Here is a 14728-nt window from a genome sequence, read left to right as displayed (position 1 = left end):
CGAAGGAGGGGCACCATGTCCGTAGATTCACGGTCTGCGAGGATCGCCGTCACCGGCGCGACCGGTCATATCGGCGGACTGGTGGCCCGGTCGTTGGCCGACGCCGGTGTCCCGCAGCGGCTGATCGCACGGTCGGTCAACCGATTACCGCAGCTCCCCGGTGCCGATTCGGCCGAGACCACGTATGGGGATCAGAAGCGCGCTCTCGCGGCTCTGGCCGGAATCGACACCCTCTTCATGGTCTCGGCGGCCGAAAGCGCAGATCGTCTGGATCAGCACCGCACCTTCATCGACGCCGCAGCGGAGGCCGGGGTCAGGCACATCGTGTACACGTCTTTCCTCGGCGCTGCTCCGGACGCGACGTTCACGCTCGCTCGCGATCACTGGGTCACCGAAGAACATATCCGCGCTTCCGGGCTCGCATTCACCTTCCTGCGCGACAGCTTCTACCTCGATTTCCTACCCGCTCTCGCCGGTGAAGACGGTGTGATCCGCGGACCCGCAGGGGACGGTCTCGTCGGCGCGGTAGCGCGCTCCGACATTGCTGCCGTCGCTGTGTCGGTTCTGCAGGATCTGGATTCTCATGTCGGACAGACGTACAGCCTGACCGGACGGGAGGCACTGACGCTCTCCGAGGCCGCGAGCATCATCACCGAAGTCACCGGCAAGCGAACCACGTACGTCGAGGAAACGCTCGAGGAAGCTTACGAATCGCGGGCGTCGTACAACGCACCCGCTTGGGAACTCGACGCATGGGTGTCGACGTACACCGCAATCGCGCAGGGTGAATTGGCGCTGATCACGGGCACCGTGGAGGACCTTGTCGGCCGGCCTGCGCTCACGCTGCGTGAATTCCTCACAGCAGAAACCGCCTGATGCCACCACGCAAAGCAACCACGGCACGCAAGGCTGCCGCAAAGAAGGCTGCACCGAAGAAGGCTGCACCCAAGAGGAACACGACCAGAAAGACCGCCCCGAAGAAGACTGTCGCAAAGAAGAGCTCACGCGCGACGATGCCGGATGTGCCGACTGCCGGCCCTGGTGAGAGAGTCTGGCTCCTCGACGTTCCCTTTCGGACGCCGGCGCCTGGTGCGCAATTCGTCAAGAAATGGAAGAGCTACGCGTGGGTCGGTACGGAGTTGCCCGTAGAACTCGCTCCATTCAAGGCACTCCCCTTCTCTTATCAGCAGTGGGTAGAGGACGACATCAATGACAGCACCGGTGAACGTCCCGTTGCTGCACCCAAAATTCCTCGGCCCGAGCAGGTTTCGGGGGCTGCAGCCGTCGTCGATGCCGCTCGCGCCGGCAAACGCGGGTTTCTGTTGGCAGACAATGCAGGCCTGGGTAAGACGCTGATCGCAGTGATGTCTGCCAAGACGATTGCCGAGGAGCGCGGCGAAACCAACATCCTCGTCCTCGTCGATCGACCCGCACAGATCACCATTCCGCATTGGCGCTATTCCATCGCCTCGGTGGGCGACGGTGGATTCCGCTGGTTGATCATGTCGCCTGACCAATTGAAGAAGCTGATCGCGCGAAACGGCCGCCCCAAGTACACGTTCGGTGTGGTGATTGCCGACGAGGCCCAGCTGTACAGCAACGACACACAGCGCACGGCCGCATTCGAGAAGGTCGCGCGCTTTTCGAATGCTCACGAGCAAGCGCCGTTCGTCCTGTCCGTGACAGCAACACCGGGACACACGCCGGCCGATCAGCGTTACCTGGCACCGCTTTTCGCGCAGCTGCATTCAGAACCTTCGGAGTACTGGTCCGACCTGGGCGCCAGGCTGGTCGAGTCCGGCCTTCCGCTGGACAAGTCCTACGGGAAGTGGACGTGGAGCGCAGAGGCGAAGGAATCACCTGCGCTGCAATCTCGCGCGCTCGAGACCGTGCGTGGGTGGATGTCGAACAGCAAACCGCCCTTGATGATTCATCGACCGACTCCGTGGGGACCCGTTCCGCTCGACGGTATGCCGATCGACCTCACCCATGCCCAGCGCGCCGAGTACGAGACGGAGTGGGCCGAGTACGCCTACGAAATGGGATTGGCCCGCAAGAGTCGCAACATCGCGCGCGGCCGTGCGCTGGTTCTGCGCTACCGACAGAAAGCGGGCATGATCCGCGCCGAGTCGACGGCCCAGTGGGCGCAGGCGCAGGTCAAGGCAGGCAAGCAGGTGTTGGTGGCCGTCGAATTCGTCTCCACGGCAGGTGATCCACTGGTCGAGATGATCGAAGACGCCGGGATCTCGGTGGCAAAACTGTTCGGTGCGGTGCCGGACAAGGAGGGTCAACGTCTGCGGTTTCAACGCGGGGACGCACCGGTCATCGTCTTCAATGTCACGACCTCGATCTCGCTCCATGCCAACGAAGCACTCCCGGACGGCACTCACGCGTCCCCGTTGCCACGGACGGGAATCTTTCATCAACCGCGCTACTCAGGGATCGCGGCAGAACAGACGTTCGGTCGGTCGCATCGCGACTACCAGACGTGCCCGTGGGTCATACCCTTCGGCGTGGGCACCAAGGAAGAGGACGTCGCCACGGTCATGTTGCGCAATCTCAATTCGGTCACAGGTCTGAAAGGTGGTGATCGATCCGGTCTGCGGTCGCTGTCCGAACTGCTCGGCGTCGAGTGGCTAGAGCCTGATGTCTTGACCTCGGAGGGTTGATCTTCCAACGACCGTCCAACGCGCACAAACGAACGGTTTCGGCGGTATGCCCCAATTCCACTCCACCAAAACCGAATTCGGCTGACCGCTTCATTCCTTTCGGGACCTTGGGACTCAGGTATCTGTGACCTGACGTGGCAGACTCTTCCGAGTCGAGGTGCACCAGCCTCGAAACAGTGCCGAGAATGCGAGGGGTCCGATGCGCAATATCTACCGGTCATTGATGCGCAATGTCGGCCATACACAATGGTTCTCGGATCTCGGCAAGGATCTGGTTCCGCTCGATCGAGCAGTGCAGAGAGTGTCGGGAGGCAAGCTCTCGCTGGTCGGAGAGAACACCGTGACTCAGCTACTGCTCACCACGACGGGCCGTAAGACCGGCCGTTCTCGAACCACGCCACTCCTGTACGCACCCGACGGCGATGCGTTTGTCGTCGTCGGTTCGAACTGGGGGCAGGATACGCATCCAGCATGGACACTCAATTTGATGGCAAACCCCACCGCGATCGTGACAGTGAAGGGCGTCGAAATACCGGTCGGTGCGAGTCTGGCGGAGGGCGCCACGCGTAAGAAACTGTGGGAGCTCGCGACCACCACGTGGCCGCCGTACGAAACCTACGCCGATCGAGCATTCGGGCGCCAGATCCGCGTATTTCGACTCCAACCTGTCAAATAACTGCTGCCGGGCGCAGGATGGGAAGGACCACCCTGCCGATCTCAGGAGCATTCGCGAATGTCCACAGCACTGACTCACGCAGAAGACACACAGATCACAGCTTCCAACGGGCGGATCGCACTGGAGCCGAACCCCCGCCGAATTCGAGCCTTCTTCGCTGGTCACGCCGTCGCAGACACCACTCGTTCGGTATACCTTTTCGAACGCGGCCGCCTGCCGATGTACTACATCCCCCTCGCGGACGTTCGTACCGAATTCCTCGTCCCGACGTCGACGACCACCCATTGCCCATGGAAAGGTGACGCCACCTACTGGACGATCGAGATCGGGGATCGCCGGGCCGAGGACGCCGTCTGGACCTACCCTGAACAGTTCGACGGTTCCCTGGATCTGAGTGAGTACGTCGCATTCTATTGGGATCGCATGGACGCCTGGTACGAGGAGGATCAACAGGTCTTTGTCCACGCCCGCGATCCATACGTACGTATCGACGCACTCCCCTCGTCCCGCCACGTCCAGGTCTTTGTCGGCGACGTACTGGTCGCCGAGACGAGACGACCCAGACTGCTCTTCGAAACCGGACTGCCCACGCGGTACTACATTCCGAGAATCGACGTTCGCAGCGAGTACTTTGCGCCGTCCCCGACCACCACGGCCTGCCCCTACAAGGGCACTGCGTCGTATCTGTCGTTCACCGGCACAACCGAACTCGCTCCGATCGAGGATCTGGCGTGGTTCTATCCGTTCACTACCGCCGAAGCGTCCGGGATCGACGACCACGTGTCGTTCTATCCCGAACGCGTCGGCAAGATCCTGGTGGACGGTGCCGAAATCTGAAAGGTGCTGGAGCCGAGAAGGTGTGGGTGCCTACCCCACTGCAACAGGGGATTCCGGGATTCGCAGTTCAGCCGTCTCCAGTCGGCGATCATGCACCCACACCATCGCCGTTGCAACGGAGAAGACCAACCCGGCGATGCATACTCCGTTCCAGCCGTACGACTTCCACACCACTGACCCCACCGCCGAGCCCACGGCAGCACCGACGAAGTAGGTGGTCATGTACACGGAATTCACACGCGAACGTGCTTCGGGGACAAGGGCGTAGATCACGTTCTGGTTGCTGACGTGCACTCCCTGCAGCGCGAGGTCGGCAAGGACGATGGCAACGAGAAACCACACCACGTGGGTGGCACCGGCGACAAAGGGAAGCCACGACACCAAGAGAATCGCGATGGCGCCGCCGGTCGCCAGCTGACCCAATCCCCGATCGGCCAGTCTGCCCGCCACCGTCGCCATCAAAGCTCCCGCCACACCGAGTAGTCCGACCAAGCCGATTTGAGTGTCGCTGTAGCCGAATTCGCCGGACAGAAGAAAGGCCATCGTCGTGAAGACGGTGCTGACAGCAGCAAAAGCCAGTCCGCCCATGGCCGATCGGGTTCTCAGGCGCGGCAAGGTCGCAGCCAACTTCCCTACCGAAGCGAGCGTTGCGCGGTAGCTTGCCTTCGGGCGATCTGCGGAATCGGAAGGCAGAGATCGCCACAATGCCACGGCCATCACCACCATCAGCACCGCCGCAACCTTGTATACCGTCGACCAACCTCCCAGTCCGGAGAGGACGCCGGCAACGCTGCGCGCCAGCAGGATTCCGATCAGCAGTCCGCTCATGATCGTGCCGACCACCTGACCGGACCTCTCAGGTTCGGCCAGTGAGGCGGCAAACGGAATGAGCACCTGGGCGGCGACCGAAAAGACTCCAGCGACAGCGATTCCCACTGCCAGCGTGGCAAAGTTGGGCGCAAATCCGCTGACCGCTTGACCGGTCGCCGCCAGCAGCATGAGCCCTACCGTCAGCTTGCGTCGGTCCACCATGTCGCCCACCGGAACCAGAAGTATCAATCCGAGTGCATACGCGACCTGCGCGATGGTCACCGTCGCGGCCGCTGCGGAGGCCGACACATTCAGGTGATCTGCGATGGAATCGAGGAGTGGCTGGTTGAAATAGTTACCGCCCGCGCACAGGCCCGTCGCCGCAGCCATCAGCAGCACTATCGGTAGTCCGAGCCTCGGACGCGCGTCGCTTGAAATCATGTCGTCAAGCATGACCGCCTACACCGACGCGCGTCTAATAGATAGATATGCATGATCTATCTCCAGAAACGATAGATTGGTGCAATGGAACTACGTCACATCCGCTACGCCCTGGCAGTCGCGGAAGACAGACACTTCAGCCGAGCAGCGTCGCGGTTGCACGTTTCCCAGTCCGCCTTGAGTGCCCAGATCAGAGACCTCGAAAAGGAACTGGGAGTCGAATTGTTCAACCGGAACAGCCGAAACGTCGGCCTGACTGCTGCAGGCGAGGTTTTTGTCGCCCGCTCCCGCGAGGTACTCGGCGCCGTGTCGAGACTCGTCAGTGATGTCTCGGCACGGAGCAACGAGCAAGTGCGGTTGACGGTCGGCACCATCACCTCGGCGGGGCGCGTCGACGTCGGACGCGCGCTGGCAGATCTGACACGGCGCCACCCTGCAATCAACATCACCGCGCGACCGTACGGCAGTGAAGTAGTTATCGAGGGAGTCCGGTCCGGTGCAATCGACGTCGGCATTGTCGGATTGGCCGCAGGTCGCCTACCCAAGAGCTTTGCCGCCGCACCGCTGTGGAGTGAACCCACCGCAGCGTTCGTTGCTCCTGACCATCCCTTCGCCCAGGCTTCGTCGATCAGGCTCGAAGACCTACGCGATCACACTCTCGTGGACTTCGCCTCCGGCAGCGAGGCCCGTGTCCAAACCGACCAAGCCTTCGCCGAATCACAGGTCCCTCGGGGAAAAACACTTGAAGCCAACTCGGTAGACCTGATCTGTTCACTGACCGCCAACGGCCTGGGCGTAGGTTTGCTCCCCCAGTCCATGAGCGCCCTGCACCCCGAATTGGTCTGTATTCCGATCACCGATGCGCCGCATCGGATCGTCCACGCAATCACCGAACCCACCCATTCGTCGGCGCTCGCCCGCGAGTTCGTCGAACTACTCGCAGCGCAGTTCGCTACTTGAGCAGTTTCGACATTCGCCTGTCCGCCAACGGTTTACCGCCGGTCTGGCACGTCGCGCAGTATTGAAAAGAGCGCTCCGCGAACGACACTTCGCGTACGACGTCACCGCACACCGGGCACGGAAGTCCGGTACGAGCATGCACTCGCATCCCCGAGCGTTTCTCACCTTTGAGCCGGGCCGCGTCCTGACCTTCCGAACGCTCGATCGCGTCGGCCAGCGTAGATCGCATCACGGAATACAACGTCGAAATCTGATTCGGCGTCAGCCGCGACGAGGTCGCGAAAGGCGAGAGTTTCGCGGTGTGGAGGATCTCGTCCGAGTAGGCGTTCCCGATACCGGCGATCAACGACTGCTCGACTATCGAGTTCTTGATCCGCGCCGACGTTCCGCCCAGAATCTGTGCGAACTCGGCTTCGGTCACGGCCATCGCGTCCGGCCCCAACCGGGCGATGCCCGGAACCTCCTGCGGATCGTTCACGACCCAGACGGCGAGGCGTTTCTTGGTGCCGGCTTCGGTGAGATCGAATGCCGGCGTCAACCCTTCGGGTGTGAAGAAATGAACGCGCAGCGCCAACGGCCCCTTCCCCGGCTTCGGCGGCGTCGCCGATGGATTGTCCAGCCAGCGCATCCAGCCGGCACGGGAGAGATGCGTGACCAACCACAACCCGTCGCAATCCAGAGCCAGATGCTTCCCGAAGCGGGCGGCGCCCGTGACGTCACGCCCCTGCAGAGCGGTGATCGGCGGATCGAAGGTCTTGAGCACACTCAATGCAGCGATGTCGACGCGTCCCACCACTGCGCCGACCGCGTGCTGACGAAGGAACCCTGCCAGCGCTTCCACCTCGGGTAGTTCAGGCATGGCAACAGACTAACGCCGACCACGGACACTCACAGCGCGCTCAGTCCGTTTCCGTCTGCAGCACCACCGAATGCCCACCGCGTGCCTTCGCGGAGTACATCGCCCGATCCGCTCGCCGCAGCAGAGTCGGGTAGGTGACCAGCGCATCATCCGCTGATTCGAAAGGCCCTGCGATCTTCGCGATTCCGACGCTCATCGCCACCTCGGGATGATCGGGCGAGGTGATCGTCGAACGGAGTAGCTCATGTTCGAGTCGATGGAACGAGCGTTGATCGACCGAATCGACGATGACGAACTCGTCGCCGCCTATCCGTGCGATCAAGGCCGCCGGGCCGGCGCATTCGACCAGTCTCGATCCGACTTTTTCGATCACGGCGTCACCGACGGTATGTCCGTACTCGTCGTTGATGGCCTTGAATCGATTGATGTCGACGGCGGCGACTACCAAGAGCGCCGAGTGCGTGTACGACCGCTCCAGCAACAGTCGCACTTCGTCGGCCAGTCCCCTCCTGTTGAGCAGTCCGGTCAGTGGGTCCAATTGCGAGTTCAACGCGTCGGTGCCGAGGATGGAGAAAATGAACTGACAGGCAAAGGGAATCACGTAGATTGCCGCGCCGACCAGTACTACCAACGCGACCAGAACCGGAGCATCCACATCGTTTTCGACCACCGCCGTACGTGTCACGATGCCGATGACCACGACGAATACCCACAACATGTGAAGGCTCTGTATTCGAGCATTGTGGAAGAACGCGATGTATCCGCCGATCACCGAGAACATCACGGCGTGTGCCAGTGCTGCAAGTGGATTGGAGTACAGCAGCATTGCGGCCGCTATTCCCACTTCCGAGTAGAGCACAAAGGCGTAAGACCAGGAACGGGAGAGATTGCGCCTCGTCGAGAGGGCGACGGCCATCATCACGGTTATGACCATGATGACTGCGTTCGCGGTGCGCGCGTGCGAAGTGGTCGGTCCCTGTGGACTGAAGCGAGTGAGGAACATGATCACGGTGACCAGCACCAACGAGCAGACGACGAGAAACCGCGAGGCGACGGTCAACCCTTTGTCCGCGAGATAGCGATTGAAGGTGTCGAATTGGTCCGGACGCCGATACCAATCGACAAGTTGAGAAGAGATCAGCCGGAACGCGGGACCCGAGAGCGGTCGTCGAGACGCCACGGCGTCCGAACGCTCAACACTCTCGGCAGATTCCATAGGGTCAGGGTAATCCAGTCAACTCCCCGCAATCAGACAATTTTCACTGTTTGCCGTCCCACATCACAACCTGATCGCCGCCGGCGGCCTTCGCGCGGTACATCGAGGCATCGGCTACTCGAAACAGTTCCGTCAACTCCTCGTCGGAAATAATCGACGACCATTCGGCAGAGGTGATCGCGACTCCGACGCTGGTGGTCACTACCGGATCACGATCGTCGATTCGCAAGTGCCTTCGCAGATTGTCTTCGAACGCAGGCGCTGCGCCGACGTCTATCGTGTCTACCAACACGAACTCGTCCCCACCGAATCTGGCGAAGAGCGCCTTCTCGCCGCCGCACCACCGCAGTCGATCAGCAATCTGGCGAAGTACGAGATCGCCTTCCTCGTGCCCCTGTGAGTCGTTGACGCTCTTGAACGAATCGACATCGACAATCGCGACGACATACGACGACTTGCTCGACGCATGCCCCGTCGCCCCCATTTCGACAACAGCTCGCTGCAGCCCGCGCCGATTCAGAAGCCCTGTCAACGGATCCACATCCGAACTGTCCGCGTCGGAGCCGAGAAGTGAGAGGACGAACTGGCAGGCGAACGGGATGACCACGATCCCGGTGGCGATGATCAGACACAGTGCGGTGGCCAACGCAGGATCCGCGTAGACCGCAACCTTTCGGCCGACCACTGCCAGAACCACGATGGACAGCGCGATGTGAACCGCCTGGAGTCTCGCGTTGTGAAAGTACGCGATGTAACCACCGATCAGTACGAAGAGCACACACTGGATCAACCCGATGAAAGGGTCGTTGTTCAAGAACACACCGACGAATACGCCGACCTCGCAGTAGGCGACAAAGAAGTACGACCACCGACGCGTGATTTCGGGCAGAAGGCAGAAGAGCACGATCACCGCAATCGTGACGGCGATGATAACGGCGTTGACGACGCTGGTGACGTGGTTGTGCACGCCCGCGTCGCTGAAGCGCAGCAGAGTCATCGCAATGATGACCGTCGTCAGCGAGCCGATGACCAGCAATCGGACAGCTAGCTCCAGGCCCTTCGTGGCGAGGTATCGATTGAAACTGTCGAATTGATCAGGACGCCGATACCACTGAACCAGAAGGTCGAAAGCCGACTTCACAGCTGATTTTTCACGGCCACGTGGCGCGGGCAGAATCGACTGCAGTCGGTCCTGCCCGAACGATGTCATGCGCAGATCATAGGTGCGCAGACCGTCGTTCGGGATCAAGAGGGCAGGATCGAGGCGGCAAATTCAGGGTCGGTTGTCAGCGCCGAACGAGGTACGTATCCATGATCCAACCGTGCTTCTCACGCAACTCCGCCCGGCGAGCGACGATCCGATCTTCGACGTCACGCAGTTTGCCGGAAATCAACTCCTCGTCCGGGGTCCCGAGGTACGCGCCCCACCAGATCTCGGCGTCGTTTTCGCTTACCTGCGTGAAGGTGCAATGCGCGTCGAGCATCACGACGGCATTGTCCACGCCGTCGGGCAATCCCTCGGCCAGTTTGCGGCCGGTCGTGACGTGGATGGGTTCGCCGATTCGGTTCAGGACGATCCGGTGTTGTGCAGCCAGCGACTGCACGCTGGTGATTCCCGGGATGACGGAGTAGTCGAACGAAACTCTCCCGCGAGCGAGCACGCGCTCGACGATCCGCAGAGTGCTGTCGTAGAGAGAAGGGTCACCCCAGACGAGAATCGCGCCGACGCCAGGTTCGGCCGCGAATTCCGCTTCGAATTTCGCGGCCCGACGCTCGTGCCAGTCCTCGACAACCCCCTCGTAATCGGTGGGGGTTCGGTCCCGCGGCGGGTCCGTGATCTCGACCACCTTGTAGTCGAGGTGAACGTGCTCGTCGAGAATGCCGGTGCGCAAGTCGACCAGGGCCTGCTTCTCGTCACCCTTTCCGATGATGAAGAAGGTATCGGCCCTGTTCATAGCCTTGATCGCCTGAACCGTCACCTGGTCGGGATCACCAGCACCGATACCGATCACCAAGAGTTCGCGCATGTGCCGAGGCTATATTGCCGTGCGCCTTTATTAACCGCCGGAGGTTAATAAAGGCGCACAGCAGGGCAGGCCCTAGACTGATTCCCGTGACTGTCTCCACTGCTTACGAAGACCTCCTCCGGCTCGTCATGGAGACGGGTACCGCCAAATCCGATCGAACCGGAACCGGCACCCGCAGCATCTTCGGTCACCAGATGCGTTTCGATCTTGCCGACGGCTTTCCGCTCGTCACCACCAAGAAGGTCCACCTCAAGTCGATAGTCAACGAACTCCTGTGGTTCCTGCGCGGCGACTCCAACGTGGCGTGGCTGCACGAGCACGGCGTCTCCATCTGGGACGAGTGGGCCGACGAGAACGGTGAACTCGGCCCCGTCTACGGCGTCCAGTGGCGTAGCTGGCCCACCCCGTCGGGCGAGCACATCGACCAGATCACGCAGACCGTCGAGACTCTGCGCTCCAACCCCGATTCGCGGCGGATCATCGTTTCGGCGTGGAACGTCGCCGACATTCCGCAGATGGCCCTGGCGCCGTGCCACGCTTTCTTCCAGTTCTACGTCGCCGACGGCAAGCTCTCCTGCCAGCTGTACCAGCGCAGCGCCGACATGTTCCTCGGCGTTCCGTTCAACATCGCCAGTTACGCGCTGCTCACCCACATGATGGCCCAGCAGGCCGGACTCGACGTCGGCGAGTTCGTCTGGACCGGCGGCGACTGCCACATCTACGACAATCACGTCGACCAGGTGACCGAGCAGCTCGGCCGCGAACCGCTGCCGTTGCCGACCCTGAAGCTGAACAAGCGCGACTCCATCTTCGACTACACCTTCGAGGACGTGGAGATCGTCGACTATCAGCACCACCCCGCGATCAAAGCCCCGGTAGCGGTCTGACGATGACCGATCGCACAGTCACCCTCATCTGGGCGCAGGCCCACGGCGGCGTCATCGGCGCCGACAACTCGATCCCGTGGCGCGTGTCCGAGGACATGGCTTACTTCAAACGCGTCACCATGGGCCATCCGGTAATCATGGGGCGGCGCACCTGGGACTCCATTCCATCGAAGTTCCGTCCGTTCAGCGGGCGTCGGAACATCGTCGTCACACGCGATCCGCAATGGCACGCCGAAGGCGCCGAGGTGGTCCGCAGTCTGGACGACGCCCTGGCGTTGCCGGACGGTGACGTCTTCGTCGTCGGTGGCGGGCAAATTTATTCGGCTGCACTGCCATTCGCAACGCATCTAATGGTGACCGAGATCGACCTCGACATCGCCGGTGATGCTTTTGCTCCCGAGATCGGCCCCGAATGGAACCTGAAATCCGACGAGCCCTGGCAGACCTCGGAGAAGAGCGGCCTGCGCTTCCGCTGGTTGGAGTACACGCGCTGACCGACTTCCGCCGATAACGAGGCACCTCGCGAGTGAGTCGGTCATACTCCAAGAAGGACATTCACCGCTTCCGAGAGGTCTTCGATGGACAAGAAGTCACTGACCGCTCTCGCTCGCCAACAGTTGAAACTGGCGGGCTCGGCGACCAGCGGTCGCAGTTCACAAACCGTCTACGGTGGCCACCAGCGCAGCCTGCGACAGACGGTGATCGCGCTGAGCGCCGGCAAGAGCCTCGCCGAACACGACAGTCCGGGCGAAGCCACATTGTTGGTCCTGAGCGGGAAGCTGAATCTTGTATGTGGGAGCGACCAGTGGAAAGGATCCACGGGTGATTTCCTGACCGTCCCGGCCGACCGGCACAGCGTCGAAGCGCTCGAAGACGTTGCATTTCTACTGACCGTCGCCATGAAGGGCTGAAATCGGTAGCGTCTTCCGCGTGAGCGAAACCGTGATCGAAGTGTCCATCGTCGCAGCCCCGTCCGTACTCTGGCCCGCGCTGCGCGACCCGTCGCTGATTCGACGTTGGTTCGGCTGGGAGTACGACGGACTCGACGACGAAATCAACCAGATCTACTCCACCGCTGAGGCCGACCCCGAAGCGTTGACGCTGAAACTCGGAAACGGTGACCGTTTCTCACTTCGCGAACAGGACGGCAAGACGGTCGTCCGCATCGATCGGCCGGCCAAATCTGCCGACGACGACTGGTACGACGACATCACCGAGGGCTGGACGACATTCCTCCAGCTGCTCAGATTCGCAGTGGAGCACCACGGACTGGCCGAGCGTAAAACCATTTATCTCGACGGCCTTCTGCTCCCCGGTGAGAACGTGGCAAGCGTCCTCGGGTTCACCGAAATCGAATTGGAAGCGGGAAGTCGGTACGCGGTGACAATCGCTCCCGGCGACTATTTCGAAGGCGTCGTCGACTACGTCACCGACCACCAATTCGGGTTGACAGTCGAGGATCTCGGCCCTGGCCTGCTGTCTGTCGCCACCCAGTCGGTGACGGCGCAGCGGCCCGACGGAGGCATGTCCATCCTGCTGACCACCTACGACCTGAGCGATGACGAGTTCGACGAGATCAAGCATCACTGGTCGTCGTGGTGGGAAGGTCGCCGCCAGGAGAGCTGACGTTCGGTGAGGCGATATGCTTCGACCATGGTCGAAGCTTCGGGTCACAGTCCGGCACGTACGTTCGGCGAGTTGCTCGACCGCCTGGGCGATTCCAATGCCGACATACCGACACTCCACCGCCTGCTCGAGGCGGTCCTGGTGGTCGGCTCCGGCCTGGACCTCGACCTGACGCTTCAACGGATCATCACCTCTGCGACAACGGTTCTGGATTGCCGCTACGGCGCCCTGGGGGTCGCGGCGCCGGGGGGCGGGCTCTCGGAATTCGTGTACGAGGGAATCTCCGGGTCCCAACGCGCGACCATGGGACATTTCCCCGAAGGCCATGGCGTGCTGGGTGTTCTGATGAATCACCCGCAGACTTTGCGTGTGGCCCATCTCGGCGACCATCCCGAATCGGTGGGATTCCCCGCAAATCATCCACCGATGGAGAGCTTCCTCGGAGCGCCGATCATGATGCGGGGAAAGGTGTTCGGAAGCATCTACCTGACCGAGAAACGGGGACAGGCCGAGTTCACCCAGGAAGACGAGGTCATTCTCGAAGCCCTCGCCATCGCAGCCGGTATCGCTGTGGAAAACGCCCGACTGTTCGAGCAGTCACGAACTCGTGAAAGATGGCTCACCGCAACATCTGCCATCCGCTCGCGGTTGCTGGCCGGTGACTCGCTCGAGGACGGCCTGCAACTTCTTGCCAGTCGCGTTCGGGACCTGACCGGCGTCGACGACGTGATCGTGGTGATCTGCGAGAACGGCTACGCACAGGTTCACGCCGCGGCCAGCGCCCGGACCACGTCACGTGGAGTCAGAATCCCGGCGACCACTTATCCGTTCGACGTGGTGCGGAGCACTCGAAAGCTACAGGTACTCACCACTTTAGGCGCACTCACCGAACTGGTGCCGTCGGCTGGGAGTGCGGTCGTGGCACCGATGTGCGTCGCCTCGGGTGTAGTCGGCGCGGTCATCGTGGCGTCGAATTCCACCAACACACACTGGGATCACGACGAACTGACCCGGATCGAGTCGATGGCCGAACTCGGCTCCGTTGCAATCGAGTTCGACGAGAAACAAAAGGCGCAACGCCTGTTGTCCGTTCTCGCCGACCGCGACCGCATCGCACGAGACCTGCACGACAACGTCATCCAGCGACTGTTCGCGAGCGGAATGAGCCTGCAGAGCACGCTTCCGGACGAGACCCTCCCGGAGTCGGCGCGCGCGATTGTCAAACGATCCCTCGAACAGCTCGACAAGACAGTCCGCGAGATTCGGACAACCATCTTCGATCTGCAGACTCCGACGGCCACCGATTCGTCGAGCCTGCGCCGACGCCTCCTCGATGTCATCGGCGACGCCACCGCACAGTCCGCGGTGACCCCGAGCGTCCAATTCTCCGGCGCCATCGACACTCTGGTGAATCCCGGGATCCACCAGCACGCCGAAGCCGTGCTGCGTGAGGGGTTGAGCAACGTCCTTCGGCATGCACACGCACGCCACATCACCATCGCTGTCACCGCGGACGTCGAATTTGCGATCACGATCGAGGACGACGGCGTCGGACTCCCCTCCGACTTCCACAAGAGTGGACTGCACAATCTGGAGCGCCGCGCCGAACATTGCGGCGGTACGTGCACGATCGTCAATCACGATCCGAGCGGTGCACGCCTGCTCTGGCGAGTACCGCTCGGTCGCACCAACTCGAATCGACCGAAATCCGGTCGTTAGA

At 61.7% G+C, this 14728-nt stretch carries 15 protein-coding genes; 10 read left to right on the top strand and 5 right to left on the bottom strand.

Features of this window, described 5'->3' with window-relative positions; translation table 11 throughout:
* The first annotated feature begins 15 nt into the window (after nucleotides 1-15).
* The 4 genes from ABH939_RS04415 (at nucleotide 16) to ABH939_RS04400 (ending at nucleotide 4182) form a co-directional block, all read left to right on the top strand.
* A complete protein-coding gene (locus tag ABH939_RS04415; protein ID WP_007727644.1) occupies nucleotides 16-876 on the top strand; it encodes an SDR family oxidoreductase in 861 nt (286 codons plus the stop codon).
* A complete protein-coding gene (locus ABH939_RS04410; RefSeq protein WP_007727645.1) occupies nucleotides 876-2669 on the top strand; it encodes a DEAD/DEAH box helicase family protein in 1794 nt (597 codons plus the stop codon). The genes ABH939_RS04415 and ABH939_RS04410 overlap by 1 nt, the downstream gene beginning before the upstream one ends.
* Nucleotides 2670-2868: 199 nt before the next feature.
* Entirely contained in the window at nucleotides 2869-3345 is a 477-nt protein-coding gene (locus ABH939_RS04405; protein WP_003946395.1) for a nitroreductase/quinone reductase family protein, read from the top strand.
* A 57-nt stretch (nucleotides 3346-3402) separates the two neighbouring features.
* Complete coding sequence (locus ABH939_RS04400) at nucleotides 3403-4182, top strand: DUF427 domain-containing protein (RefSeq protein WP_047272578.1); 780 nt, start codon at nucleotides 3403-3405, stop codon at nucleotides 4180-4182.
* Between the two features lie 30 nt (nucleotides 4183-4212).
* Here the strand turns inward: ABH939_RS04400 and ABH939_RS04395 are convergent, their stop codons facing one another.
* Nucleotides 4213-5445, bottom strand: a complete 1233-nt coding sequence (locus tag ABH939_RS04395; protein ID WP_042921334.1) for an MFS transporter — start codon at nucleotides 5443-5445, stop codon at nucleotides 4213-4215.
* Nucleotides 5446-5517: 72 nt separating this feature from the next.
* Between ABH939_RS04395 and ABH939_RS04390 the strand changes: the two genes are divergently transcribed.
* Nucleotides 5518-6393, top strand: coding sequence for a LysR family transcriptional regulator (locus ABH939_RS04390; RefSeq protein ID WP_007727651.1), 876 nt, complete (start codon nucleotides 5518-5520; stop codon nucleotides 6391-6393).
* Here ABH939_RS04390 and ABH939_RS04385 read toward each other — a convergent pair.
* The 4 genes from ABH939_RS04385 to cobF all read right to left on the bottom strand — a co-directional run bounded on the left by ABH939_RS04385 (nucleotide 6386) and on the right by cobF (nucleotide 10495).
* Nucleotides 6386-7252: an Fpg/Nei family DNA glycosylase gene (locus ABH939_RS04385; RefSeq protein ID WP_404649372.1), complete on the bottom strand. Its 867-nt coding sequence runs from the start codon at nucleotides 7250-7252 to the stop codon at nucleotides 6386-6388. The two genes, ABH939_RS04390 and ABH939_RS04385, sit on opposite strands and share 8 nt — an antisense overlap.
* Before the next feature lie 40 nt (nucleotides 7253-7292).
* Entirely contained in the window at nucleotides 7293-8468 is a 1176-nt protein-coding gene (locus tag ABH939_RS04380; protein ID WP_404649371.1) for a diguanylate cyclase domain-containing protein, read from the bottom strand.
* Nucleotides 8469-8511: 43 nt separating this feature from the next.
* The gene (locus ABH939_RS04375; protein ID WP_223304416.1) at nucleotides 8512-9678 is read right to left on the bottom strand and encodes a GGDEF domain-containing protein; all 1167 of its coding nucleotides are present in this window, start codon (nucleotides 9676-9678) and stop codon (nucleotides 8512-8514) included.
* Nucleotides 9679-9754: 76 nt separating this feature from the next.
* Nucleotides 9755-10495 carry a precorrin-6A synthase (deacetylating) gene (gene cobF, locus ABH939_RS04370; protein ID WP_058226076.1) on the bottom strand — a complete coding sequence of 247 codons (741 nt, stop codon included), beginning with the start codon at nucleotides 10493-10495 and terminating at the stop codon, nucleotides 9755-9757.
* An 86-nt stretch (nucleotides 10496-10581) separates the two neighbouring features.
* On the opposite strand from cobF, the gene ABH939_RS04365 reads away from it, so the two are divergent.
* The 5 genes from ABH939_RS04365 to ABH939_RS04345 all read left to right on the top strand — a co-directional run bounded on the left by ABH939_RS04365 (nucleotide 10582) and on the right by ABH939_RS04345 (nucleotide 14727).
* The gene (locus ABH939_RS04365) at nucleotides 10582-11382 is read left to right on the top strand and encodes a thymidylate synthase (RefSeq protein ID WP_003946427.1); all 801 of its coding nucleotides are present in this window, start codon (nucleotides 10582-10584) and stop codon (nucleotides 11380-11382) included.
* A 2-nt stretch (nucleotides 11383-11384) separates the two neighbouring features.
* A complete protein-coding gene (locus ABH939_RS04360; RefSeq protein ID WP_404649370.1) occupies nucleotides 11385-11876 on the top strand; it encodes a dihydrofolate reductase in 492 nt (163 codons plus the stop codon).
* Nucleotides 11877-11960: 84 nt separating this feature from the next.
* Complete coding sequence (locus ABH939_RS04355; protein ID WP_003946336.1) at nucleotides 11961-12293, top strand: cupin domain-containing protein; 333 nt, start codon at nucleotides 11961-11963, stop codon at nucleotides 12291-12293.
* 19 nt (nucleotides 12294-12312) lie between these two features.
* A complete protein-coding gene (locus tag ABH939_RS04350; RefSeq protein WP_214927461.1) occupies nucleotides 12313-13008 on the top strand; it encodes a hypothetical protein in 696 nt (231 codons plus the stop codon).
* Between the two features lie 27 nt (nucleotides 13009-13035).
* Nucleotides 13036-14727 (top strand): GAF domain-containing protein, encoded by a 1692-nt coding sequence (locus ABH939_RS04345; RefSeq protein WP_042921348.1) that lies wholly within the window; start codon nucleotides 13036-13038, stop codon nucleotides 14725-14727.
* The last annotated feature ends 1 nt before the right edge of the window (nucleotide 14728 follow it).

The sequence above is a fragment of the Rhodococcus sp. 27YEA6 genome, assembly GCF_044908235.1.
GTDB lineage: Bacteria > Actinomycetota > Actinomycetes > Mycobacteriales > Mycobacteriaceae > Rhodococcus_F > Rhodococcus_F qingshengii.
This window is presented reverse-complemented; position numbering and strand designations above follow the sequence as displayed.